The organism is Pseudomonas brassicacearum (genome assembly GCF_009601685.2).
Classification (GTDB): Bacteria; Pseudomonadota; Gammaproteobacteria; order Pseudomonadales; family Pseudomonadaceae; genus Aquipseudomonas; species Aquipseudomonas kilonensis_B.
Genome location: NZ_CP045701.2, coordinates 1,507,314 through 1,529,451, shown reverse-complemented (window position 1 = coordinate 1,529,451; position 22,138 = coordinate 1,507,314). Strand labels below are relative to the sequence as shown.

21 protein-coding genes are annotated in these 22,138 nt (G+C 61.4%); 4 read left to right on the top strand and 17 right to left on the bottom strand.

Annotation, left to right across the window (positions count from 1 at the left end):
• Positions 1–181 precede the first annotated feature (181 nt).
• Positions 182–382 carry a nucleoid-structuring protein H-NS gene (locus tag GFU70_RS06665; protein ID WP_153387761.1) on the bottom strand — a complete coding sequence of 67 codons (201 nt, stop codon included), beginning with the start codon at positions 380–382 and terminating at the stop codon, positions 182–184.
• A gap of 394 nt (positions 383–776) precedes the next feature.
• On the opposite strand from GFU70_RS06665, the gene GFU70_RS06660 reads away from it, so the two are divergent.
• Positions 777–2,030 (top strand): OprD family porin, encoded by a 1,254-nt coding sequence (locus GFU70_RS06660; protein ID WP_116643011.1) that lies wholly within the window; start codon positions 777–779, stop codon positions 2,028–2,030.
• Positions 2,031–2,233: 203 nt separating this feature from the next.
• Here GFU70_RS06660 and pcaC read toward each other — a convergent pair whose 3' ends face one another.
• The 11 genes from pcaC to pcaR all read right to left on the bottom strand — a co-directional run bounded on the left by pcaC (position 2,234) and on the right by pcaR (position 13,329).
• A complete protein-coding gene (gene pcaC, locus GFU70_RS06655; RefSeq protein WP_025212299.1) occupies positions 2,234–2,626 on the bottom strand; it encodes a 4-carboxymuconolactone decarboxylase in 393 nt (130 codons plus the stop codon).
• A 10-nt stretch (positions 2,627–2,636) separates the two neighbouring features.
• The gene (gene pcaD, locus GFU70_RS06650) at positions 2,637–3,437 is read right to left on the bottom strand and encodes a 3-oxoadipate enol-lactonase (RefSeq protein WP_153387760.1); all 801 of its coding nucleotides are present in this window, start codon (positions 3,435–3,437) and stop codon (positions 2,637–2,639) included.
• Positions 3,438–3,449: 12 nt separating this feature from the next.
• Entirely contained in the window at positions 3,450–4,814 is a 1,365-nt protein-coding gene (locus tag GFU70_RS06645; protein WP_058545700.1) for a 3-carboxy-cis,cis-muconate cycloisomerase, read from the bottom strand.
• A gap of 246 nt (positions 4,815–5,060) precedes the next feature.
• A complete protein-coding gene (locus GFU70_RS06640; RefSeq protein ID WP_058545701.1) occupies positions 5,061–6,356 on the bottom strand; it encodes an MFS family transporter in 1,296 nt (431 codons plus the stop codon).
• A gap of 246 nt (positions 6,357–6,602) precedes the next feature.
• Positions 6,603–7,169 carry a protocatechuate 3,4-dioxygenase subunit alpha gene (gene pcaG, locus GFU70_RS06635; RefSeq protein WP_058545702.1) on the bottom strand — a complete coding sequence of 189 codons (567 nt, stop codon included), beginning with the start codon at positions 7,167–7,169 and terminating at the stop codon, positions 6,603–6,605.
• 1 nt (position 7,170) lies between these two features.
• Positions 7,171–7,875 carry a protocatechuate 3,4-dioxygenase subunit beta gene (gene pcaH, locus GFU70_RS06630; RefSeq protein ID WP_153387759.1) on the bottom strand — a complete coding sequence of 235 codons (705 nt, stop codon included), beginning with the start codon at positions 7,873–7,875 and terminating at the stop codon, positions 7,171–7,173.
• A gap of 37 nt (positions 7,876–7,912) precedes the next feature.
• Positions 7,913–9,118, bottom strand: coding sequence for a 3-oxoadipyl-CoA thiolase (gene pcaF / locus GFU70_RS06625; RefSeq protein ID WP_193034300.1), 1,206 nt, complete (start codon positions 9,116–9,118; stop codon positions 7,913–7,915).
• Positions 9,115–9,894, bottom strand: a complete 780-nt coding sequence (locus GFU70_RS06620) for a CoA-transferase subunit beta (RefSeq protein ID WP_053178376.1) — start codon at positions 9,892–9,894, stop codon at positions 9,115–9,117. The genes pcaF and GFU70_RS06620 overlap by 4 nt, the downstream gene beginning before the upstream one ends.
• A complete protein-coding gene (locus GFU70_RS06615; protein WP_003198638.1) occupies positions 9,891–10,751 on the bottom strand; it encodes a CoA transferase subunit A in 861 nt (286 codons plus the stop codon). Before GFU70_RS06615 ends, GFU70_RS06620 begins: the two co-directional genes overlap by 4 nt.
• Positions 10,752–10,999: 248 nt before the next feature.
• Positions 11,000–12,346, bottom strand: a complete 1,347-nt coding sequence (locus tag GFU70_RS06610; protein WP_058545705.1) for an MFS transporter — start codon at positions 12,344–12,346, stop codon at positions 11,000–11,002.
• A 140-nt stretch (positions 12,347–12,486) separates the two neighbouring features.
• On the bottom strand, positions 12,487–13,329 hold the full coding sequence (pcaR, locus tag GFU70_RS06605; RefSeq protein WP_116643015.1) for a pca regulon transcriptional regulator PcaR: 843 nt from the start codon (positions 13,327–13,329) through the stop codon (positions 12,487–12,489).
• A gap of 577 nt (positions 13,330–13,906) precedes the next feature.
• Here pcaR and GFU70_RS06600 point away from each other — a divergent pair.
• Together GFU70_RS06600 and GFU70_RS06595 are read left to right on the top strand one after the other, a co-directional pair.
• Positions 13,907–14,107, top strand: a complete 201-nt coding sequence (locus tag GFU70_RS06600; protein ID WP_003198635.1) for a hypothetical protein — start codon at positions 13,907–13,909, stop codon at positions 14,105–14,107.
• Between the two features lie 362 nt (positions 14,108–14,469).
• A complete protein-coding gene (locus GFU70_RS06595; RefSeq protein WP_058545706.1) occupies positions 14,470–15,945 on the top strand; it encodes an inorganic phosphate transporter in 1,476 nt (491 codons plus the stop codon).
• A gap of 159 nt (positions 15,946–16,104) precedes the next feature.
• On the opposite strand, the gene ccoM is transcribed toward GFU70_RS06595, so the two are convergent.
• The 3 genes from ccoM to GFU70_RS06585 all read right to left on the bottom strand — a co-directional run bounded on the left by ccoM (position 16,105) and on the right by GFU70_RS06585 (position 16,964).
• Complete coding sequence (gene ccoM, locus GFU70_RS28925) at positions 16,105–16,221, bottom strand: cytochrome c oxidase subunit CcoM (RefSeq protein ID WP_058545707.1); 117 nt, start codon at positions 16,219–16,221, stop codon at positions 16,105–16,107.
• Between the two features lie 145 nt (positions 16,222–16,366).
• The gene (locus tag GFU70_RS06590) at positions 16,367–16,528 is read right to left on the bottom strand and encodes a hypothetical protein (RefSeq protein WP_165826045.1); all 162 of its coding nucleotides are present in this window, start codon (positions 16,526–16,528) and stop codon (positions 16,367–16,369) included.
• 94 nt (positions 16,529–16,622) lie between these two features.
• Positions 16,623–16,964 (bottom strand): hypothetical protein, encoded by a 342-nt coding sequence (locus GFU70_RS06585; RefSeq protein WP_058545708.1) that lies wholly within the window; start codon positions 16,962–16,964, stop codon positions 16,623–16,625.
• Positions 16,965–17,192: 228 nt separating this feature from the next.
• Between GFU70_RS06585 and rapA the strand changes: the two genes are divergently transcribed.
• Complete coding sequence (rapA, locus tag GFU70_RS06580; RefSeq protein ID WP_058545709.1) at positions 17,193–20,039, top strand: RNA polymerase-associated protein RapA; 2,847 nt, start codon at positions 17,193–17,195, stop codon at positions 20,037–20,039.
• 97 nt (positions 20,040–20,136) lie between these two features.
• Here the strand turns inward: rapA and GFU70_RS06575 are convergent, their stop codons facing one another.
• Both GFU70_RS06575 and GFU70_RS06570 read right to left on the bottom strand, forming a co-directional pair.
• Positions 20,137–20,979 carry a cache domain-containing protein gene (locus tag GFU70_RS06575; protein ID WP_058545710.1) on the bottom strand — a complete coding sequence of 281 codons (843 nt, stop codon included), beginning with the start codon at positions 20,977–20,979 and terminating at the stop codon, positions 20,137–20,139.
• 188 nt (positions 20,980–21,167) lie between these two features.
• Positions 21,168–22,040, bottom strand: a complete 873-nt coding sequence (locus GFU70_RS06570; RefSeq protein ID WP_153387757.1) for an ATPase — start codon at positions 22,038–22,040, stop codon at positions 21,168–21,170.
• Positions 22,041–22,138 lie beyond the last annotated feature (98 nt).

The window sequence follows — 22,138 nt, the reverse complement described above, 5'->3', positions numbered from 1 at the left end:
TCGCGAGGCGGCCTGACAGCCGACCTAGCTTTGGCGGCTGTACTTCAATCCAAGTGTGGGAGCGAGCTTGCTCGCGAAGGCGGTGTCACAGTCGGTGGAGATGTTGAATTTGCCGGCCTCTTCGCGAGCAAGCCCGCTCCCACAGGAGGAACGCGGTCCCCATCAAGAACCAGGTCGGCTACTAGGCCGCCTCGTGGTGGACGTTGATCTCAGGCGCCCCGTTAACCACGATGGCCGAACGCAGGTATTGTGGAGTGGGCATCCCGGCATGGATGCCGGGATAGCCGCGCTGGGCCATGGATGGCCCTTCGCGGCGGGCCCACGGAGCAATGCCGGAGTGAGGGCATGCCGAGCCTAGGCGAGGCACCAAGGGGTGGGGCATATAGCGTTTTGCTTACTTTTGCGCTTCTCAAAAGTGAGCCGCTGTAAGAGCGGAACCCTAAGTAGCCGTTACCGCAGCAATGGATATGTACTCAGCCAAGGCTGACAGGCCGCCATCGCGAGCAAGCTCCCACAGTGGAATGCGTCCATCCAATCGATCGTTTTGCCGTTCGATAATCGCCCAAAACCCGCAAACGCCAATTGAACCGATCCCGTGCAGCCCTTCACCATCGCTCGCACAAAACCAATAACAACAGGTTCGACGCCATGCCCCGACGCCCCGCCTCACCCGGCTGATCCCCAATCGCCCTGACGACCCAGGTCCACCCTTACCGCCTGCACCTCAAAAATGCGGCAACAACTCGCTTCGTCCACAAAAAATAGAGACAACGCCCATGAAGCCCACACAGCACCTTCTCCCCAGCCTCATCGCCGTCGCCCTGACCAGCACCGCCCTGCCCGTCCTGGCCGCGGAATCGGGGTTTGTCGAGGACGCCAAGGTCAATCTCAACCTGCGCAACTTCTACATCAACCGCAACTTCACCAACCCGAACAACGCCCAGGGCAAAGCCGAGGAATGGACCCAGAGCTTCATTCTCGACGCCAAGTCCGGTTTCACCCAAGGCACGGTCGGTTTCGGCATGGACGTGCTGGGGATGTACTCGGTCAAGCTCGACGGCGGCCGTGGCACTGCGAACACTGCCTTGTTGCCGGTTCATGACGACGGTCGCCCCGCCGACGACTTCGGCCGCCTGGGCGTGGCCCTCAAGGCCAAGGTATCGAAAACCGAACTGAAGGTCGGTGAATGGATGCCGGTGCTGCCGATCCTGCGTTCCGACGATGGCCGTTCCCTGCCGCAGACCTTCCGTGGCGGCCAGGTGACCTCCACTGAAATCAACGGCCTGAGCCTCTACGGCGGCCAGTTCCGCGCCAACAGCCCGCGCAACGACGCGAGCATGGAAGACATGTCGATGAACGGCCGCGGCGCGTTCACCTCCGACCGTTTCAACTTCGGCGGCGGCGAATATGCCTTCAACGACAAACGCACCCAGGTCGGCGTCTGGTACTCGGAACTGTCCGACATCTACCAGCAAAAATATTTCAACCTGACCCACAGCCAGCCCATCGGTGACTGGACCCTGGGTGCCAACCTCGGCTACTTCATCGGCAAGGAAGACGGCAGCGCCCTGGCCGGCGACCTGGACAACAAAACCGCGTTCGCCATGCTCTCGGCCAAATACGGCGGCAACACCTTCTACGTCGGCCTGCAAAAACTCAGCGGCGACGACGCCTGGATGCGCGTCAACGGCACCAGCGGCGGCACCCTGGCCAACGACAGCTACAACTCCAGCTACGACAACGCCCAGGAAAAATCCTGGCAAGTGCGCCACGACTTCAACTTCGCCGCCGTCGGCGTGCCGGGCCTGACGTTGATGAACCGCTACATCAGCGGCGACAACGTGCACACCGCTACGGTTGATGACGGCAAGGAATGGGGCCGCGAAAGTGAGTTGGCCTATACCGTGCAGAGCGGTGCGCTGAAGAGCCTCAATGTGAAATGGCGCAACTCGACGATGCGTCGGGATTACAGCACCAATGAGTTCGATGAGAACCGGTTGATCGTCAGCTATCCGATCAGCCTGCTGTAAAAATCAACATGGAGGGAGGCTGTACCACCGTCATCGCGAGCAGGCTCCCCACAGGGAATCTGTGCTCACTGAAGATCCAGTGTGGGAGCAAAGCTTGCTCGCGATGGCGGTGGGTCAGTGGCATTTCTGGTGAGTGTGGCATTGCATCGCGAGCAAGCTTTGCTCCCACAGTATTGATTCCCGTAGGGGATTAGCGGTGGTTCTTAAGCCCGCGATTCGACACCCAGCTCATCCCATACCGACTCGGCCAGGTGGAAGGTGGCGTTGGCCGCCGGGATGCCGCAGTAGATGGCGCTCTGCATGATCACTTCCTTGATCTCGCTGCGGCTCACGCCGTTGTTGGCGGCGGCGCGCAGGTGCAGTTTGAGTTCTTCGTTGCGGTTCATACCGATCAGCATGGCGAGGGTGATCAGGCTGCGGGTATGACGCGGCAGGCCCGGGCGGGTCCAGATGTCGCCCCAGGCGTGGCGGGTGATCATCTCCTGGAACTCGCTGTTGAACTCGGTCAGGGCATTGAGGCTGCGGTCAACATGGGCATCGCCCAGCACCGCGCGGCGTACTTGCATGCCTTCGTCGTAACGTTGTTTCTCGTCCACAAAAAACTCCTCAGGCACGGCCAGAATCAAGCAGGAAATCCAGTACCCGCGCGCTGAACGCGGCGCCGGCCTGGACGTTGGACAGGTGCGCGGCGTAGAAATCGGCGTACTCGGCCCCAGCGACCCGCTCTTGGATAAAGTGCCCACCGGACGGCGGCGTCACAGCATCCTCGGTGCCGGCGATCACCAGCAGCGGTACGCGAATCGACGACAATTGCTCGCGGAAATCGGCATCACGCACCGCCGCACAGTTGGCGGCATAACCCTGAGGCGACGTGGCGGCGAGCATGTCGGTGATTTTTTTTGCCGTCGCAGGCTGGGCCTCGGCAAAGTCGGGGGTAAACCAACGGGCAATCGAGGCATCACGCAACGCCACCATCGCCGCCTTGCCGTCACGCAGCACGGTTTCGATGCGCGGGTTCCACACCGACGGGTCGCCGATCTTGGCGGCGGTGTTGCACACCACCAGTTTGTGCAGGCGCTCGCCGGCATTGATCCCCAGCCACTGGCCGATCAACCCGCCCATGGACAAGCCACAGAAATGCACCTTGTCCAGGTTCAACTGATCCAGCATCGACAATACATCGCGGCCCAGTTGTTCGATGCTGTACGGCCCTTCGGTGACCAGCGACTGGCCATGGCCGCGCGTGTCGAAGCGCAACACGCGAAAGTGTTCGCTGAAGGCCGCGACCTGTGCGTCCCACATGTGCAGGTCGGTGCCCAGGGAATTGGAGAGCACCAACACCGGGGCGTCTTGCGGCCCATCAAAACGATAGTTCAGATCGCCTTCGGCGAGTTTGACGAATCCCACAACAATCTCCTTTCAGGCGTTCAAGGCAAGGTGTTCGGCCACGGCCCGGGCGACCCAGGTCTGGGCTTGTCCGAGGTAGTGCGCCGGGTCGAGCAGATGATCAAGCTCGGTCGCGGATAGCTGCGCGGTGACTTGGGGTTCGTCCCCCAACACATCCCGCAAATGCCGTTGCTCGGCCACCGCGCGCTTGCAGCATTGCTCCAGCAGATGGTGCGCCGTGTCGCGCCCGACACGCTGGGCCAGGACGATGCTCACCGCTTCGGCCAGCACCAGCCCCTGGGTCAGTTCCAGGTTGCGGGCCATGCGCGCCGCGTCCACTTCCAGGCCTTCGGCCAGCAGCCGCGCCTGTTGCAAGGCACCCGATACCAGGCAGCAGATCTCCGGCAGGGTCTCCCATTCGGCGTGCCACAGGCCCAGGCTGCGCTCATGTTCCTGGGGCATGGCGCTGAACAGCGTCGACAACAAGCCAGGCACTCGCGTCGCCGCGCCGATCAGCACCGCCGCGCCCACCGGGTTGCGCTTGTGCGGCATGGTCGACGAACCGCCCTTGCCCGGCGCCGACGGCTCGAACGCTTCGCCGGCCTCGGTCTGCATCAACAGGCTGATGTCGCGGCCCAGCTTGCCGAGGCTGCCGGCGATCAAACCCAGCACCGCACCGAACTCCACCAAGCGATCGCGCTGGGTGTGCCACGGCTGTTCCGGCAGGTTCAGTTGCAGCTCGGCGGCCAGGGCTTCGGCGACCGGCAGCGCCTGATCGCCCAAGGCGGCGAGCGTCCCGGAGGCACCGCCGAATTGCAGCACCAGCAAGCGGGGCTTGAGTTCTCGCAAGCGTTGGCGACTGCGGGTGATCGCCCCAAGCCAACCGGCGATTTTCATGCCCAGGGTCACCGGCGTGGCGTGCTGCAGCCAGGTGCGTCCGGCCAAAGGCGTGGCTGCGTAGCGTTCGGCTTGTCGGGCCAGGGTGCCGGCCAGTTGCGCCAGCTCCGCCTCGATCAAGCCCAATGCCTGGCGCAGTTGCAGCACCAGCCCGCTGTCCATCACGTCCTGGCTGGTTGCCCCCAGGTGCACATAGCGCTCAGCCTCGGCGCGCTCGGTGGCGATGCGCTTGCCCAGTGCCTTGACCAACGGGATCGCCGAATTACCGGCACTGGCAATCGCTTCGCTCAACGCGGAAAAATCGTACAGCTGGGCGCGGCAAGCGTTCTCGATCGACGCCACCACGTCCTGGGGGATCACCCCTACCCGCGCCTCGGCCCGGGCCAGCGCGGCCTCGACATCCAGCATGGCCTGGACCCGCCCAGCATCGCAGAACACCTCGCGCATGTCGCGGGCCGTGAAGTAGGCATCGAACAGCTGATTGCCCGGTCGTTCGCTCATAAACAATCCTTCGGAAAATGGATACCTTTGTGGCCAGAGATAGCTCCTGCTGGCTTTTACCCCCGCAGAAGCTGTGTAGGAGCTGTGTAGGAGCTGTGTAGGAGCTGTCGAGTGCAACGAGGCTGCGATCTTTCCCCATCCACTTGAGTCTCAAGCGAAAGATCAAAAGATCAAAAGATCGCAGGCTCCGCCAGCTCCTACAGGGCCCGGCGGTGCAATCGCTGGCCACAATGAATCAAACAAGCCTTAAAGGTCGTGGTGCAAATACGCCGGCTGCTTGGGCAGGCGCAGGCTGAACAGGAACGCCACCACCATCATCACCGTGACATACCAGTAAAAGGTGTTCTCCATACCCTGGGCCTTCAGGCTCAAGGCAACGTACTCGGCCGAGCCGCCAAAAATCGCATTGGCCACCGCGTAAGCCAACCCTACTCCCAGTGCCCGCACTTCAGGTGGAAACATTTCCGCTTTCACCAGGCCGCTGATGGAGGTATAGAAACTGACGATCGCCAGCGCCAACGTAATCAGGACAAACGCCAGGAACGGGCTGCTGATGCTTTTGAGGGTCAACAGGATCGGCACCGTGCACAACGCCCCCAGGCCACCGAACCAGAGCATGGAATTACGCCGGCCAATCTTGTCCGCCAGCATGCCGAACAGCGGCTGCATGCACATATAGAGGAACAGCGCGCCGGTCATGATGTAGCTGGCGGTCTTGGCGTGCAGACCGGCAGTGTTCACCAGGTATTTCTGCATGTAGGTGGTGAAGGTGTAGAAAATCAGCGAACCACCGGCGGTGTAGCCCAGCACGGTGATGAACGCGGCCTTGTGATTGCGAAACAGCGCCGCGATGCTGCCGGCGTCCTTGTTCTCGCGCATTTCCTTGCTGCTGGTTTCCTTCAGGGAGCGCCGCAGGAGCAGGGAAATCAACGCCGCCACCGCACCCACCACGAAAGGAATCCGCCAGCCGTAGGCGCGCAGTTCGTCTTCGTTGAGGAACTGTTGCAGTATTACCACCAGCGACACCGCCAGCAGTTGCCCACCGATCAGCGTCACGTACTGGAACGAAGCGAAGAAGCCGCGTTGGCCCTTCAAGGCGACTTCGCTCATGTAGGTGGCGGTGGTGCCGTATTCGCCACCCACCGACAGGCCCTGCAACAAGCGCGCGAGCAACAGCAACAGCGGCGCCCAGACGCCGATGTCCTTGTAGGTGGGCAGGCAGGCGATGAGCAACGAGCCGAAGCACATCATCAGCACCGAGATCATCATCGAATTCTTGCGCCCGTGACGGTCCGCCACCCGGCCGAAAATCCAGCCGCCGATGGGCCGCATCAGGAACCCGGCGGCGAACACACCCGCGGTGTTGACCAGTTGCACCGTGGGGTTGTCCGACGGGAAGAACGCCGGCGCAAAATAAATCGCGCAGAACGCATAGACGTAGAAGTCGAACCATTCGACCAGATTGCCGGATGAGGCACCGACGATGGCGAAGATACGCTTGCTGCGTTCTTCACCGGTGTAGTGACTGATTGGGATGGTCATGGGTTACTCACTTGTTGGGGACTGAACAACTCTAGACACACTTTGTAACACCCACGTTCCACAATATTGCATTGCCTGGACTGACGCTTTCGCGGGCAAGCCTTGCTCCCGTAGGAGCTGCCGAGCGAAGCGAGGCTGCGATCTTGCCCCAGACACTTGAGTTTCAAGTGAAAGATCAAAAGATCGCAGGCTTCGCCAGCTCCTACAAAGCCAGCGGGAGCAAGCTCCCTCGCCACAGGGTTTCACTCAATAATCGAAGAACACCGTCTCGGCATCCGTGCCCTGCAAGACCACGTTCCACTGATACACACCCGACGCATCGGGCTTGCTTACGATCGTGGCGCGACGCTCCTCAGGTACGCAGGCCAGCAGCGGGTCGGTTTCGTTGGCCTGTTCGCCGTCGAAGTAGATGCGCGTCAGCAAATGCTTGACCAGCCCGCGGGCAAACACCAGTACCACCAAGTGCGGTGCCTGGGTCGTCCCCTTCAACCCTGGCACAGTGCCCGGCTTGATAGTGGTGAATCGGAAGCGCCCTTCGGCATCCACCGGCACCCGGCCGAAGCCTTCGAAATGCGGGTCCAGGGGTTTGTCCTGGTCGTCTTCCGGGTGAGCGTATTTACCGGCGGCGTTGGCCTGCCAGACTTCCAGCATCGCGTCGTTGACGAACTGGCCATTGCCGTCGACTACCTGCCCGGTAATCGCCACGCGCTGGCCGAGGGTTTCGGTGACGGTCAGGTCTTCGCGGTTCAGCCAGGTCAGGCCGATGTGGTAGTAAGGGCCAACGGTGTGGGACGTGGTGGCGGTGAGCGTCATCTTATTTCTCCATCGGCGTGGCATCGCGGCCGCGCAAGACGATGTCCCAGCGGTAACCGAGGGCGTAGTGAGGGACGGTTTTTTCCAGGTCGAAACGAGCGATCAGACGTTCCTTGGCGCGGGTGTCCGGCACGCAGTTGTAGATCGGGTCGTATTCCAGCAACGGATCGCCAGGAAAATACATCTGCGTCACCAGGCGCGTCAGAATGCTCGGCCCGAACAGTGAGAAATGGATGTGCGCCGGGCGCCAGGCGTTGTGGTGATTACCCCACGGATAGGCGCCAGGCTTGATGGTCTGGAACTGATACCAGCCGTCGGCGTCGGTGACGGTGCGCCCGGTGCCGGTGAAGTTCGGGTCCAGCGGCGCGTCGTGGTTGTCGCGGTCATGGTTGTAGCGACCGGCGGCGTTGGCCTGCCAGATCTCCACCAGGATGCCCGGCACCGGCTGGCCATGCTCGTCCAGCACGCGCCCGTGAATGATGATCCGTTCCCCCAGCGGCTCGCCGGCATGCTGGGCGGTCAGGTCGTGGTCCTTCTCTTGCACACGGTCGGCACCGACAATCGGGCCGGTAATTTCCGACAGCGAATGCGGTAGAAACACCAACGGCTTGGACGGCGAGCGCAGGTTGGTGGACTGGTACGGCGGGTGCAGATACTCCGGCTGGGTGCCCGCTTGGGGGCGACGATAACCAGGCTTGTCAGTCATGCAGCGTTCCTCGGTTTCTTATTAGTAGAACGACGCGTCAGACGCGTTCGATCGCCAGCGCCAGCCCTTGGCCGACGCCGACGCACATGGTCGCCAGGCCTTTTTTGCCGCCGGTCTTTTCCAGGTGGTGCAACGCCGTCAGCACCAGACGCGCCCCGCTCATGCCCAGGGGATGACCGAGGGCGATGGCACCGCCGTTCGGGTTGACCTGGGGCGCATCGTCCGCCAGACCGAGGTCGCGCAACACCGCCAGGCCCTGGCTGGCAAACGCTTCATTGAGTTCGATCACATCGAAATCCGCGACCGCCAGGCCCAGGCGTTCAGTGAGCTTGCGCACCGCTGGTACCGGGCCGACGCCCATCACCCGCGGTGCCACGCCGGCACTGGCCATGCCCAGCACTTTGCCGCGGGGTGTCAGGCCATGTTTTTTCACGGCTTCGGCCGACGCCAGGATCAACGCCGCCGCGCCATCGTTGACACCCGAGGCGTTGCCGGCAGTAACGGTCTTGTCCGGGCCGTTGATCGGTTTGAGTTTGCTCAAGGTTTCCAGCGTGGTGTCGGCGCGCGGATGTTCGTCCTGCTCGACCACGGTTTCGCCTTTTTTATGGGTGATGCGCACCGGCACGATTTCTTCGGAGAAAAAACCTGCCGCCTGGGCCGCTGCCGTGCGCTGTTGGCTGCGCAAGGCGAAAGCGTCCTGGTCGGCGCGGGACACGGCGTAGTCATCAGCCACGTTATCAGCGGTCTGCGGCATCGCGTCCACACCGTACTGGGCTTTCATCAACGGGTTGATGAAACGCCAGCCGATGGTGGTGTCTTCCAGCTTCATGTTGCGGGAGAACGCGGTGTCGGCCTTGCCCATCACGAACGGCGCACGGGACATCGACTCCACCCCACCGGCAATCGCCAGTTCCATTTCGCCGCTGGCGATCGCGCGGAACGCCGTGCCGATGGCGTCCATGCCCGAGGCGCAAAGGCGGTTGAGGGTCACGCCGGGAATGCTTTCCGGCAGGCCCGCCAGCAGCAGCGCCATGCGCGCCACATTGCGGTTGTCTTCGCCGGCCTGGTTGGCGCAGCCGAGGAACACCTCATCCACGGCATTCCAATCCACCGAGGGGTTGCGCTCCATCAGCGCCTTGATCGGCACGGCCGCCAAGTCATCGGCACGCACGGCGGACAAACCGCCGCCAAACCGACCGATAGGGGTTCGAATCGCATCACAGATATAAACGTCGCGCATCAGGCTTCTCCCGGTGCTTGGCCGTGGGCCGCCGCGGTACGAGCTTCCAGGTCACGCAGTGCGCGCAGCTCCACCTCGGTCGGCTCGGCGGTGGTTTGCACCTGGTCGGCGAAACGGATCGCCCACCCGGTGGCCGCAATGACTTGCTCACGGGTCACGCCGGGGTGCAACGCAGTAACCACGAACTCATGGGTGCCGGCTTCCGGTTCCATGATGCACAGGTCGGTGATGATGCCCACGGGACCGGCGCCCGGCAGGCCCAGGCGCTTGCGCGAATCGCCACCTTCACCGTGGCCGACCGAAGTGATGAAATCCAGCTTGTCGACAAACGAGCGAGCCGACTGCTTGAGGATGATCAACACGCTCTTGGCCGAGCCGGCGATTTCCGGCGCGCCACCGGCACCCGGCAGGCGGACTTTCGGCTGATGGTAGTCGCCCACCACCGTGGTGTTGATGTTGCCGAAACGGTCGACCTGGGCTGCGCCGAGGAAACCGACGTCGATGCGTCCGCCCTGCAGCCAGTAGCGAAAAATCTCACCGGTCGGTACGACAGTATCGGCGGTTTCCGCCAGTTCACCATCGCCGATGGACAGCGGCAGTACGCTGGGCTTGGCACCGATCGGGCCGGATTCGTAGATCAGCACCACGTCTGGCGACGAAGTCAGCCGCGCCAGGTTGGCCGCTTTCGACGGCAGGCCAATGCCGACGAAGCACACGGCATTGTTTTTCAAGCGACGCGCCGCGGCGACGGTCATCATTTCGTTGGTGGAGTAGGTCATGGTTTCACCTGCGAAGCGGCTGCCAGTCTGGCCTGGAATTCACTGAAGTCTTTAGTGCCATGGATGTATTCGTTGATCCATGCGGTAAAGGTCTCACGGTCCCGGGCGATCGGATCCCACGCCTGGTAGAAACGGTTGTCACGCTCGGTGTAGCCGTGGGCGTAGGACGGATGGGCGCCACCCGGTACCAGGCACACGGCGCTCAATGCCCAGGTCGGCAACACGCAGGCGTTCATCGGTGCGTTCAGGTCGTCAACGATTTCTTCCACAGTGACGATGCAACGCTTGGCGGCCAGGGCCGCTTCCTTCTGCACACCGAGGATGCCCCACAGCAGCACGTTGCCCTTGCGGTCGGCTTTCTGGGCGTGGATCACCGTGATGTCCGGGCGCACCGAAGGCACAGCGGCCAATACTTCACCGGTGAAGGGACAGGTCACACTCTTGATCAGCGGGTTGACCTTCGGCAGGTCGGAACCGGCGTAGGCCCGCAGCACCGCGAACGGCAGGCCGGAGGCGCCAGCGACGTAGGCGTTGGCCAGGTCGGCGTGGCTGTGTTCTTCGATCTCCAGCGGGTGCGGCCATTGTTTCTCCACGGCATCGCGCAAGCGGTGCAACGATCCTACGCCAGGGTTACCACCCCAGGAGAAAATCAACTTGCGAGCACAACCGGCGCCGATCAACTGGTCATAGATCAGGTCAGGTGTCATGCGCACCAGGGTCAGATCTTTCTTTCCCTGACGAATGATTTCATGACCCGCCGCCGTAGGAATCAGGTGAGTGAAGCCTTCGAGCGCGACGGTATCGCCGTCGTTGACGAATTGCTTCACCGCGTCGTGCAGCGAAAGGATTTCAGCCATGGGGCAGGCTCCCGTTTTCCAGTAGACCGACATGAAGAAAAAGGCGCGAGGTTAAGCGCCGGAGTGACTGAAGATTAAGCCTGGGGGAAAAGCCAAACAATCCGATAATCGACTGAGTGTTCGTTTATCGAACAGATTGTTGTTTGGCTATCGATTTATTCAAGTACACAGAGACCCTATGGGAGAGGCCCCTGTGGGAGCCGGGCTTGCCCTCAGATCTGTCTTCCCACAAGGGTTATGCCGTGGGCTCAGGTCGCATCCGCATGGCTGACCATGCCCTTGATCACCACCGCCGTGGTCGCCAGGGCTGCCGGGATCACCAGGGCGGTCAGGACCTGTTCGAAGTTCCAGCCCAGGCCCAATAGGGTTGCGCCCATCCAGGCGCCGAGGATCGCGCCGAAGCGACCAATGCCCAGCATCCACGAGACACCGGTGGCCCGGCCCTGGGTCGGGTAGAAACGCGCGGCCAGGGAAGGCATCGCCGATTGCGCGCCGTTGACACACATGCCGGCCACCAGCACCAGGGTGGCAAGCAAAGTGATGTTGCCCAGGCTCTGCCCCACCGCGTAGGCAAACAACCCGGCCATCAGGTAGAAAAGGCCGATGACCTTGTGCGGATTGAACCGGTCCATCGCCCAACCCACCCCAACAGCGCTCAACACGCCGCCGAACTGGAACAACGCACCGATAAACGCTGCCCGTTCCATGCTCGCGCCGCTGTCGCGCATCAGGGTCGGCAGCCAACTGGTCAGCAGGTAGACGATCACCAGGCCCATGAAATAGGTCAGCCACAGCAGCAAGGTGCCTGTGCTGTAGGTGCCGGAGAAAATCACCGCCAGCACGTTCCGGGCTTTCACGGTTTTCTGTTCCGGCACACTGAAGCTCGCCGCTTGGGCAACCGCGTTCGGTTCGATCGGCGCCAAGGTCTTGCGCACCTTATCGGTGCCGCGGTTGCGTACCACCAGGTAACGCGCCGACTCCGGCAGCCAGAACAGCAATACCACCGCCAGGATCAACGGCAGGATCCCGCCAATCAGCAGCAGGCTGTGCCAGCCGAACGCCGGTATCAGCTTGGCGGAGATGAACCCGCCGCCAGCCATGCCCAGGTTGAAGCCGCAGAACATACTGGTTACCAGCAGGGATTTCTTGCGCTCCGGGGTGTATTCCGAGAGCAAGGTGGTGGCGTTTGGCATCCCGGCGCCCAAACCCAGGCCGGTCAGGAAACGCAATACCAACAACTGATCGACGTTGGTGCTGTAGGCCGACGCCAGGCTGAACGCGCCGAACAGCAGGACCGCGCCCACCAGTACGACTTTTCGCCCGAAGCGGTCAGCCAGCGGCCCTGAGCCCAGTGCGCCGAATACCATGCCGATCAGCGCGGCACTCATCACCGGGCCAAGGCTGGCGCGATCGATGCCCCAGTCCTGGGACAGCGCCGGGGCAATGAAGCCCATGGCCGCCGTATCGAGGCCGTCGAGGAAAACGATCAGGAAACAGAGAATTACCACCCGCCACTGATAGCGCGAAATGGGTTGGGCGTTGATGAAGGACTGCACATCGAGGCAGTTGCCGACGGAGGTCTGGGGCTGGTTCATTTTATTTTTATTCCAAGCGATAAACGCAGGCAAACGATCAGGGACCGGCGAAACACGCCGGATGACGCTGCGCGACATTAATGAGGGCAGGCAAATACCGTCAATTCATCGCCGTCGACTGTGTGCGTTTATCGAACAGCTTAAGTGAACAACTGCGCGCTCAGGTCGCGACTGGCCCCCAGCAGGCCTGGCAGGAAGCGCTGTTCCAGCTCATTGCGGCTGACTCGCCCGGCATGGGTACTGACGTTGAGCGCGGCCACCACCTGGCCGGAAGCGTCGTACACCGGCACGGCAATCGACCGCAGGCCCTGTTCCAGTTCCTGGTCGACGATGCACCAGCCTTGCTGCCGCACCTGCTCCAGGCATTCAAGCAATGCCGCGGGGGTGTGCAAGGTGCGGCTGGTCTTGGCTTGCAGGTCGGCATGGTCAAGGTAGTCGCGCAACGAAGCATCATCCAGGGCCGCCAGGAGAATCCTGCCCATCGAGGTGCAATACGCCGGCAGGCGCCCGCCGACCGACAGATCGACCGAAATCAGGCGCTGGGTGGTGGCTGACCGGGCGATATAGAGGATGTCGTCGCCTTCGAGCGTCGCCATGTTGCAGGCTTCGTGCAATTGTTCGCTCATGCGGTCCAGGTACGGCTGGGCAGAAACGGCCAGGGGCGTCGAGGACAGATAGGCGTGACCCAGGGTCAGTACTTTGGGCAGCAGCGAATAGGTGCGTCCGTCCGTGGTGGCGTAGCCAAGCTTGATCAAGGTATGCAGGCAACGTCTGACGGCGGCGCGAGGGATTTCCGTGCGATGGCTGATCTGCGCGATGGTCAGGTGCCGCTTGCGCTCCTGGAAAGCCTGGACCACGGCCAATCCGCGGGCCAGGGAGGTCATGAAATCAGGATCGCCGGTCAGGGCCTGGATCCGCTTGGCCGGCGAAGCGACGATCGGTGGCGCGACTGAAGTGAAGGCATTGCGCAATTGGTCGTTCATGTCTGGTCCTTCCCCGGGAATGACGGCTATTACAAGCGGCTGTCCGACGACAGACAAGGGTCGGACCGTCAACAGCGTTCGATTATCGAACCAGCAACCGATAATCGCAATCCTGCCGGGCAGCATGAATTTACTCACCATCGAACGTTCGATAACAAGTTGAACGTGAGTGACAAGCAATTTGAGGTGAAGGTGTGGGCGATATTGAACTTGTCGCCTTGAACGGTATCAGGATATCGGCACTATCAAACCTCTTCTGAAACCTGCTTGACACAAGTTTGCACATATAAACATCAATTCACACAACAACAGGCCCTTTAAGTTTTTCCCGATAGTGTTATTCCGCAGGACCGCTATAATGCAATTCAGCGACGGTACGGCCAATCGTCCGCTCCCGTACGCAGGCACCTTGGTTAACACCGTGGCGCCCGAAGCACCTTTAAGGTCGCTTCCCCTGTATTGGCAACAACACGAAGCCCTGATGCTACGTCAGCTGTCAGCTCTGGTGCCGTGGCCGTCTGCATGTCTGCATGCAGTGCGTATCACCAGATTCAATTTCAATTAATTAGGTAAAACTGTGACGAAAGACGAACTGCGCGCGGAACTTGAGCGCCAGGAACAACGTTACAAGGAAGTTTACGGCGGGGAAATCACCACCTACGCCGCGCAACCTGAACCGGAACGCAAACCCTGGCGTAAGCGCGCCACCGTTCAGGATCAGGCCTTCACCCAGGAACTCCAGAAAATGGAAAAAGAACTCAAAGCCGAAGAGCAGTGACGCTCTGGGCCTGATGTTCTTGTGAAGAGGTCTCCGGCCGCCACCCAGGCCGGAAACCGCAGCGCACGCCCGCCATGAGCGGGCCGCCATCCGCACACCTCCGACAGTCGAGGAGGGTCATGGCGACCTTCTTTTCAGATATTTCATACAACCGCTCAAGGCGCCTTACAGCGGCGGCGACCCTGTGCGGTACGCTTTGCGCCAATGAATCAAGGGGTTACGTACCCCGCGAAAAACCTCGCGCCAAAGGCCTTCCTACAAATTATTTCGTTGAAGAATGTTACCGATGAGCAGGCAATGCATCGATTGCCAAGGTTTTCTGGCATAATCGCGCCCCCTTATGACCGGGTCAGAAAACCTTCATGATCGATTTATTCAGCGGACTGGATGCTTGGGTGCTTGTGAGCCTCTTGCTCGCCCTGGCTTTTGTCCTCGCCTTCGAGTTCATCAACGGCTTTCATGACACCGCTAACGCGGTTGCCACTGTTATCTACACCAAAGCCATGCCGCCTCATCTGGCGGTGTTCTTTTCCGGGGTGTTCAATTTCCTCGGCGTGCTACTGGGCGGTGTGGGGGTGGCGTATGCCATCGTTCACCTGCTGCCCGTGGAGCTGCTGATCAATGTGAATACCGGACACGGGCTGGCCATGGTGTTTTCGCTGCTCGCAGCGGCCATTACCTGGAACCTGGGCACGTGGTACTTCGGTATCCCGGCATCCAGCTCCCACACATTGATCGGCTCGATCCTCGGCGTAGGCCTGGCCAACGCGTTGATCAACGATATCCCGCTGGCCGACGGCGTGAACTGGCAGAAGGCGATCGATATCGGCGCCTCCCTGGTGTTCTCGCCCATGGCCGGTTTCCTGATCGCCGCCCTGCTGCTGATCGGCTTGAAATGGTGGCGTCCGCTGTCGAAGATGCACAAGACACCGGAACAGCGCCGCAAGATCGACGACAAGAAGCATCCGCCGTTCTGGAATCGCCTGGTACTGGTGATCTCGGCCATGGCTGTCAGCTTTGTCCATGGTTCCAACGATGGTCAGAAAGGTATCGGCCTGATCATGCTGGTGCTGATCGGTATCGTGCCGGCGCAGTTCGTACTCGACCTGGGCAGCACCACCTATCAGATCGAACGGACCCGTGACGCGACCCTGCACCTGAGCCAGTTCTATCAACGCAACAACGAGTCCCTGGGTGAATACCTGGCGCTGGGCAAAAGCGTGAAGGGCGATCTGCCGGAGAAATTCCGCTGCAACCCGCAGCAGACCGAGCCGACCATCAATGCCCTGCTCGACACGCTCAAAGGCGTGGCGGACTACCATTCGTTGCCGTCGGAACGACGCATCGAGGTTCGTCGCTACCTGCTCTGCCTGGACGACACGGCGAAGAAAGTTGGCAAGTTGCCGGGCCTGGCAGCCCGTGAGAAAGACGACCTGAACAAGCTGCGCAAGGACCTGACCGCCACCACCGAGTACGCCCCGTTCTGGGTGATCCTGGCGGTCGCCCTGGCGCTGGGCCTGGGTACCATGGTCGGCTGGAAGCGTGTGGTACTGACCATCGGCGAGAAGATCGGCAAGCAAGGCATGACCTATGCCCAGGGTATGTCGGCGCAGATCACCACTGCGTGCATGATCGGCATGGCGAACATCTTCAGCCTGCCGGTTTCCACCACCCACGTACTGTCCTCGGGCGTGGCTGGCACCATGGTCGCTAACAAGAGCGGCCTGCAAGGTGGCACCGTGCGCAATATCCTGCTGGCCTGGGTGTTGACCCTGCCGGCAACGGTGGCGCTGTCGGCCGGGCTGTTCTGGCTGGCGTCCAAGGCCCTGGGCAGTTGATACCAACGGCTTAGAAAAAAGGTGCGATCCTTGCGGTTCGCACCTTTTTTATGCCAACACTGAACAACTTGTGGGAGCGCTGCCTCAGAAACGCGCGCAAAAAAAAGGGCGACCGAAGTCGCCCAAAATGCCTTGCGTGCTCGTTGTAGCCAGAAAGACCTACGGTTTTTTCCGCTTATGTGCGTCTTTCCAGATGAAGAATCCAAAGCCTGCGAAAAATACGACCATGAGGCCAACCGTCAGCACTCCGGCAAACACCACATTATCGAAAAACATGACTGGCCTCCTGGTCTTGCCCCTGTTGCGATGGGTTCAAGTTAACCAATCAGGCCTGGATGAAAATTGACCGGGGTCAATAACGCCCGCAACGGGGCGCAAAGGTGGGGAAATAACTGATCTGCATCAATGGATCGAGGGGGGCTTAGCGCTTTTTCGGTTTGTTTTTCGGCTTTTTCTTGGTTTTTCCCAACGGCATGGCCTGCTCGAAAGCCTGGCGGACTTCATTGAGGCGTTTTTCGTTGAGGTCGTGAACGCGCTTGGCGCGCTCGGCACTGAGGTCGATCAGCTTGTCGTCTTGGCTCATGGCGTGTGGGCATCGTGCAGTGAATTGCGGATGCGCCCATGATGCGGGCTGTTGGCGGCGTTGACCAGCCTGCGTACGTCGGCAAACGCCTGAATCAGATCTGGATATCGACCCACAGACCCTGGCGCGACTCTTCGTCTATCAGCGGCGCCACCGGCACAGTATTGTCGGCATTGAGTTCGGTACCCGGCACGGCCAGGTGTTCTTCAGGGTCTTCATCGGCCTCGCGGCGGCGCCTGTCGCGTTCCTGCTGGCGACGCTGTTCCTCGCGCAACAGCAGCGCGGCCTCTTCCGGGTCGCGTTTTTGCAGGTCGATGGTGCTTTCGTTGGAGCTTTGCTGCACCGGGACCACGGGCGGTATGTCCGGTCGTTGGCGAACCGGATCCTGTTGAGCGGTGATGGGTACGGCGCTCAAAGGGAGCATGGGTGGCAACATAAAGATCTCCTGTCTTCAGGTTGTCGGCTGGGAAAATGGCAGCTTGAACCGCCGGTCCGAAACTTGTGACCCAGTTGGCATTGCAACAATCCCAGGGTCGAGCTTGTTTGATCGCTGGCCAAGCTTAAGTTCCCTGTCGTCGGTAACGAATCAGCGTACGTAAATCCTTTGGTCTGAAGGATCCTTCCGTTAAGATAACCGGCTTTTTCAAGGCGGGAGTCAGGCAGCATGGCGCAGCAGTATCAACCGGGGCAACGCTGGATCAGTGACAGCGAAGCCGAGCTGGGTTTAGGCACCGTTCTGGCACAGGACGGCCGCTTGTTGACCGTGCTCTATCCGGCCACTGGCGACACTCGCCAGTACGCGCTACGGAATGCGCCGCTCACTCGTGTACGGTTTTCGCCGGGCGATGTGATCACTCACTTCGAAGGCTGGAAAATGACCGTGCGCGAAGTCGATGACGTCGATGGGCTGCTGGTCTACCACGGCCTCAACGGGCAGAACGAAGTCGTCACCCTGCCCGAAACCCAACTGTCGAACTTTATCCAGTTCCGCCTGGCGAGCGACCGTCTGTTCGCCGGCCAGATCGACCCGCTGGCCTGGTTCTCCCTGCGCTACCACACCCTGGAACACACCAGCCGCCAGTTGCAGTCTTCGCTTTGGGGCCTGGGCGGCGTCCGTGCCCAGCCTATCGCCCACCAATTGCACATTGCCCGTGAAGTGGCCGACCGCATCGCGCCGCGGGTATTGCTGGCGGACGAAGTGGGCCTGGGCAAGACCATCGAAGCCGGCCTGGTCATCCACCGTCAACTGCTGTCCGGCCGCGCCAACCGCGTCCTGATCCTGGTGCCGGAAAACCTCCAGCACCAGTGGCTGGTGGAAATGCGTCGGCGCTTCAACCTGCAGGTCGCGCTGTTCGACGAAGAACGCTTCATTGAAAGCGATGCCAGCAACCCGTTTGAAGACACTCAACTGGCCCTGGTGGCGCTGGAGTGGCTGGTGGACGATGAGAAGGCCCAGGACGCGCTGTTCGCCGCTGGCTGGGACCTGATGGTGGTCGACGAGGCCCATCACCTGGTGTGGCACGAAGATCAGGTCAGCCCGCAATACGCCCTGGTCGAACAACTCGCCGAGACGATCCCGGGCGTGCTGCTGCTGACCGCGACCCCGGAACAACTGGGCCAGGACAGCCACTTCGCTCGCCTGCGCCTTCTGGACCCAAATCGCTTCCACGACCTCAAGGCCTTCCGCGCCGAGAGCGAAAACTATCGCCCGGTGGCCGAAGCCGTGCAGGAGCTGTTGGACAAAGGCCGTCTCTCGCCTGAGGCCCACAAGACCATCCAAGGCTTCCTGGGCAATGAAGGCGAAGCGCTGCTGACCGCGGTCAATGATGGCGATGTCGAAGCCAGTGCCCGCCTGGTGCGCGAACTGCTGGACCGCCACGGCACCGGCCGCGTGCTGTTTCGCAACACCCGCGCCGCTGTGCAGGGCTTCCCCGAGCGCAAGCTGCATGCTTACCCGCTGCCGTGCCCGGACGAGTACCTCGAGCTGCCCTTGGGCGATCACCCCGAGCTGTACCCGGAAGTCAGCTTCCAGGCCCAGCCGGACGCCAGCGAAGAAGAACGCTGGTGGCGTTTCGACCCGCGGGTCGAGTGGCTGATCGACACCCTGAAGATGCTCAAGCGCACCAAAGTGCTGGTGATCTGTGCCCACGCCGAAACCGCCATGGACCTGGAAGACGCCCTGCGCGTGCGCTCCGGCATCCCGGCCACGGTGTTCCACGAAGGCATGAATATCCTGGAGCGCGACCGCGCGGCGGCCTATTTCGCCGACGAAGAGTTTGGTGCCCAGGTACTGATCTGTTCGGAAATCGGCAGCGAGGGTCGCAACTTCCAGTTCGCCCATCACCTGGTGCTGTTCGATCTGCCGGCGCATCCGGACCTGCTCGAGCAACGTATCGGTCGTCTGGACCGGATCGGCCAGAAGCACACCATCGAGCTGCATGCGCCGTATCTGGAAACCAGCCCGCAGGCGCGGCTGTTCCAGTGGTATCACGAAGCCTTGAATGCATTCCTCAATACCTGCCCGACCGGCAACGCCCTGCAACACCAGTTCGGCCCGCGCCTGCTGCCATTGCTGGAAGAAGCCGACGATGGCCAGTGGCAAGCGCTGATCGACGAGGCCCGCGCCGAACGCGAGCGACTGGAGGCCGAGCTGCACACCGGTCGCGACCGTTTGCTGGAGCTCAACTCCGGCGGCGCCGGTGAAGGCGATGCACTGGTGGAAGCCATTCTCGAACAAGACGATCAGTTTGCCCTGCCGATCTACATGGAAACCCTGTTCGACGCCTTTGGGATCGACAGCGAGGACCATTCGGAAAACGCGCTGATCCTCAAGCCGAGCGAAAAAATGCTCGACGCCAGCTTCCCGCTGGGCGACGACGAAGGCGTGACCATCACCTACGACCGCAACCAGGCGCTGTCGCGCGAAGACATGCAGTTCATCACCTGGGAGCACCCGATGGTGCAAGGCGGTATGGACCTGGTGCTGTCCGGCTCCATGGGCAACACCGCCGTGGCGCTGATCAAGAACAAGGCCCTCAAGCCCGGCACCGTGTTGCTGGAACTGCTCTACGTCAGCGAAGTGGTGGCCCCGCGCTCGCTGCAACTGGGCCGCTACCTGCCGCCGGCCGCCCTGCGCTGCCTGCTGGACGCCAACGGCAACGACCTGGCCGCCCGGGTCTCGTTCGAAACCTTGAACGACCAGCTCGAAAGCGTGCCCCGCGCCAGCGCCAACAAGTTCATCCAGGCCCAGCGCGACCAGCTCACGCCAAGGATCAATGCCGGCGAAGAAAAGATCGCCCCGCGGCACGCCGAACGCGTGGCCGAAGCCCAGCGGCGCCTGGCCGCCGATACCGACGAGGAACTGGCCCGCCTGACCGCCCTGCAAGCGGTCAACCCGACCGTACGCGACAGCGAACTGGTGGCCTTGCGCCAACAGCGCGAGCAAGGCCTGGCGATGCTTGAGAAGGCGGCGTTGCGTTTGGAGGCGATTCGGGTGTTGGTAGCGGGCTGAGTTTGGCGGGGGTCCCGATATGGGTCCCCGCTGTGGTGGTTTTATCGGGTGTATATCCGTTGCTGCGGTAACGGATATACACCCCAAACGCCCCCCCTCAAGGACTGTAATACCCCACCGCCACCAGAAAATGCCCAACCTTCTTCAGGTAAGCATGCTTGTCCTCGACCTTGCCAGTCACCGGGTTCTTCCAGCGATATTCATACTCCCCCACATCCTGCTTGCCGATCATGGCCAGAATCGGTTCCCCCACCGGCTTGCCATCGGGGTCCTTGACCTTGGCGAAATCGGTATTGATCAAGCGCAGGTTGGTGCCGTGGCCGACATACCGTCGGGTATCGAGGTCAACGACAAAGACATACAAGTCATCCTGCAAATACCCGCCCTTGAGGGAATTGATCGCCGTCAGCGTGGCTTTCTCGTTTTTCAGCAGGTCGCTGGAGGCCTTGTCCAGCAACGCCCTGGCCTGTTCGGCGGAGGCCCGTGGCAGGTAGTAGCCGACAGCCAGGATTCGCTCGCCGACGCGCTGGAAATACACATGCTTGCGCTCGACCTTGCCGTCCGCCCAGTTCTGCCAGCGGTATTCGGCCTGCTGGATGCCGCTGGCCTCGGGCGTTTTCAAGGCGTCCTTGAAGGCTTTGCGCAGGTCCGGGCCCAGCACTTCTGAAACATCCCGCCCGATCAGCGCCGAGGAAGGCCCGCCGCTGGCGAGCATCACACCCTGGGTATCCACCACGAATACGTAGCGATCCTTGTCGACGAATTCCCCCTGGCGACTGAAGGCGGCGAAGGCTTTGTCGCCGTTGTCGTGGTAATAGGCCAAGGCCTTTTCCAGCAGCGCCCGGGCCGCCTGGCCGTCATCCGGTGTCGCGGCATGAACCGGTGCCAGCCCCAGCACAAGCATTGCGCCCAGCCAGACCATCCTGTGAAAAAAAACCATATGCGCGCGCCTCGTTCTTGTTGGTGTTTCAAGAGCGTAGACGGCGTGGGGTAAGTAGGAGCTGACGAGTGCAACGAGGCTGCGATCTTTTCCCAGACAATTGAGTCTTGAGCGAAAGATCAAAAGATCGCAGCCTTCGGCAGCTCCTACAGGGGTAGGCGCGGGCCGAACATCAGGTGCACTCAGGCTTATTGCCGAGCGCTAAGTTGCTGCTGCAAATGCTGGATCTGCGCCTGCAGGGTGTTGATGTTACGGGTGACCTGGCCGCGGAAGGCGTCGAACTCGGCAGTGCTGCTGCCCTTATCCTGCTGGCTCTTGAGTACGAGCACGTCCTGCTCCAGGCGATCGATGGCAGAATTGGAGGTGGCTCTTTTCAGGGCGGTGATGTCGGCACCGATGCTCTTGAGCTGGGCATCCAGGGCACCACCCTCGCCTTGGTTTTTCAGGGCGGTAACTTCAGCCGCCAGCGTCTTGACCTGGGCTTGGAGCTCCTTGTTGGAAGCTTGCAACTGAGTGTTGGTGTTCTGCTGTTCAGTGGCCTGGGCAATGAGCTGGGCCAGTTCCTTGTCCAGGTCGGCGGACGGACCGAACGTGGCTTGCTGCAGTCTGTATTGCTCCTGCAACTTGCTGTCGAATTGCTTGCCCTGATCCTGCAGCTTGCTTTCCAACTGCTTGAGCTGCAGCTTCAAGGCCTCACTGTCGCTCATCACATTGGACTGGCCAGCGACCACCTTGCCGGAAATGTCCTGCAAACGCCCCGCCGCATCCTCACTGATCCGCGCGAAGCTCTCCTGAGTCGCCACCAGTTGCTGCTCCATCAGGGAAATCTGCTGGAAGCTCCACCAGGCCAGGAAACCGAACGCACACAGCAGCGCGCCGACCAATGCCCACAGCGGCCCGGTGCTGGGCCCCTTGACCTTGGCCGCGGCAACGGGCACCGGGCGCGCTTGCACGTGAGGCTGGCGGTTGGGCAGGAAATCATCGTCATCGGGAATGTCGGCCCGCATCCGCAGGCTCGGTACATCATCGAAGTCGTCGTTGGCATCGTTACGCATGGGCATGGTTCAACCTTTGGGAAACCGGTGATGGCTTATTGCGGTGAGTATAACCCCCTCACCCGCCGCACCGATTGACCCCGAACCTGGCACTCGGTTCATGA

Excerpts from the sequence above, each read along its gene's own strand:
- GFU70_RS06610 (WP_058545705.1), bottom strand. The coding sequence starts at position 12,346 with ATGAACCAGCCCCAGACCTCCGTCGGCAACTGCCTCGATGTGCAGTCC.
- GFU70_RS06665 (WP_153387761.1), bottom strand. The coding sequence starts at position 382 with ATGCCCCACCCCTTGGTGCCTCGCCTAGGCTCGGCATGCCCTCACTCC.
- pcaR (WP_116643015.1), bottom strand. The coding sequence starts at position 13,329 with ATGAACGACCAATTGCGCAATGCCTTCACTTCAGTCGCGCCACCGATC.
- GFU70_RS06575 (WP_058545710.1), bottom strand. The coding sequence starts at position 20,979 with ATGGTTTTTTTTCACAGGATGGTCTGGCTGGGCGCAATGCTTGTGCTG.
- ccoM (WP_058545707.1), bottom strand. The coding sequence starts at position 16,221 with ATGTTTTTCGATAATGTGGTGTTTGCCGGAGTGCTGACGGTTGGCCTC.
- rapA (WP_058545709.1), top strand. The coding sequence starts at position 17,193 with ATGGCGCAGCAGTATCAACCGGGGCAACGCTGGATCAGTGACAGCGAA.
- GFU70_RS06590 (WP_165826045.1), bottom strand. The coding sequence starts at position 16,528 with ATGAGCCAAGACGACAAGCTGATCGACCTCAGTGCCGAGCGCGCCAAG.
- GFU70_RS06585 (WP_058545708.1), bottom strand. The coding sequence starts at position 16,964 with ATGTTGCCACCCATGCTCCCTTTGAGCGCCGTACCCATCACCGCTCAA.
- GFU70_RS06620 (WP_053178376.1), bottom strand. The coding sequence starts at position 9,894 with ATGACCTACTCCACCAACGAAATGATGACCGTCGCCGCGGCGCGTCGC.
- pcaH (WP_153387759.1), bottom strand. The coding sequence starts at position 7,875 with ATGACTGACAAGCCTGGTTATCGTCGCCCCCAAGCGGGCACCCAGCCG.
- GFU70_RS06640 (WP_058545701.1), bottom strand. The coding sequence starts at position 6,356 with ATGACCATCCCAATCAGTCACTACACCGGTGAAGAACGCAGCAAGCGT.
- GFU70_RS06570 (WP_153387757.1), bottom strand. The coding sequence starts at position 22,040 with ATGCCCATGCGTAACGATGCCAACGACGACTTCGATGATGTACCGAGC.
- GFU70_RS06615 (WP_003198638.1), bottom strand. The coding sequence starts at position 10,751 with ATGGCTGAAATCCTTTCGCTGCACGACGCGGTGAAGCAATTCGTCAAC.
- GFU70_RS06595 (WP_058545706.1), top strand. The coding sequence starts at position 14,470 with ATGATCGATTTATTCAGCGGACTGGATGCTTGGGTGCTTGTGAGCCTC.
- GFU70_RS06645 (WP_058545700.1), bottom strand. The coding sequence starts at position 4,814 with ATGAGCGAACGACCGGGCAATCAGCTGTTCGATGCCTACTTCACGGCC.
- GFU70_RS06660 (WP_116643011.1), top strand. The coding sequence starts at position 777 with ATGAAGCCCACACAGCACCTTCTCCCCAGCCTCATCGCCGTCGCCCTG.
- pcaG (WP_058545702.1), bottom strand. The coding sequence starts at position 7,169 with ATGACGCTCACCGCCACCACGTCCCACACCGTTGGCCCTTACTACCAC.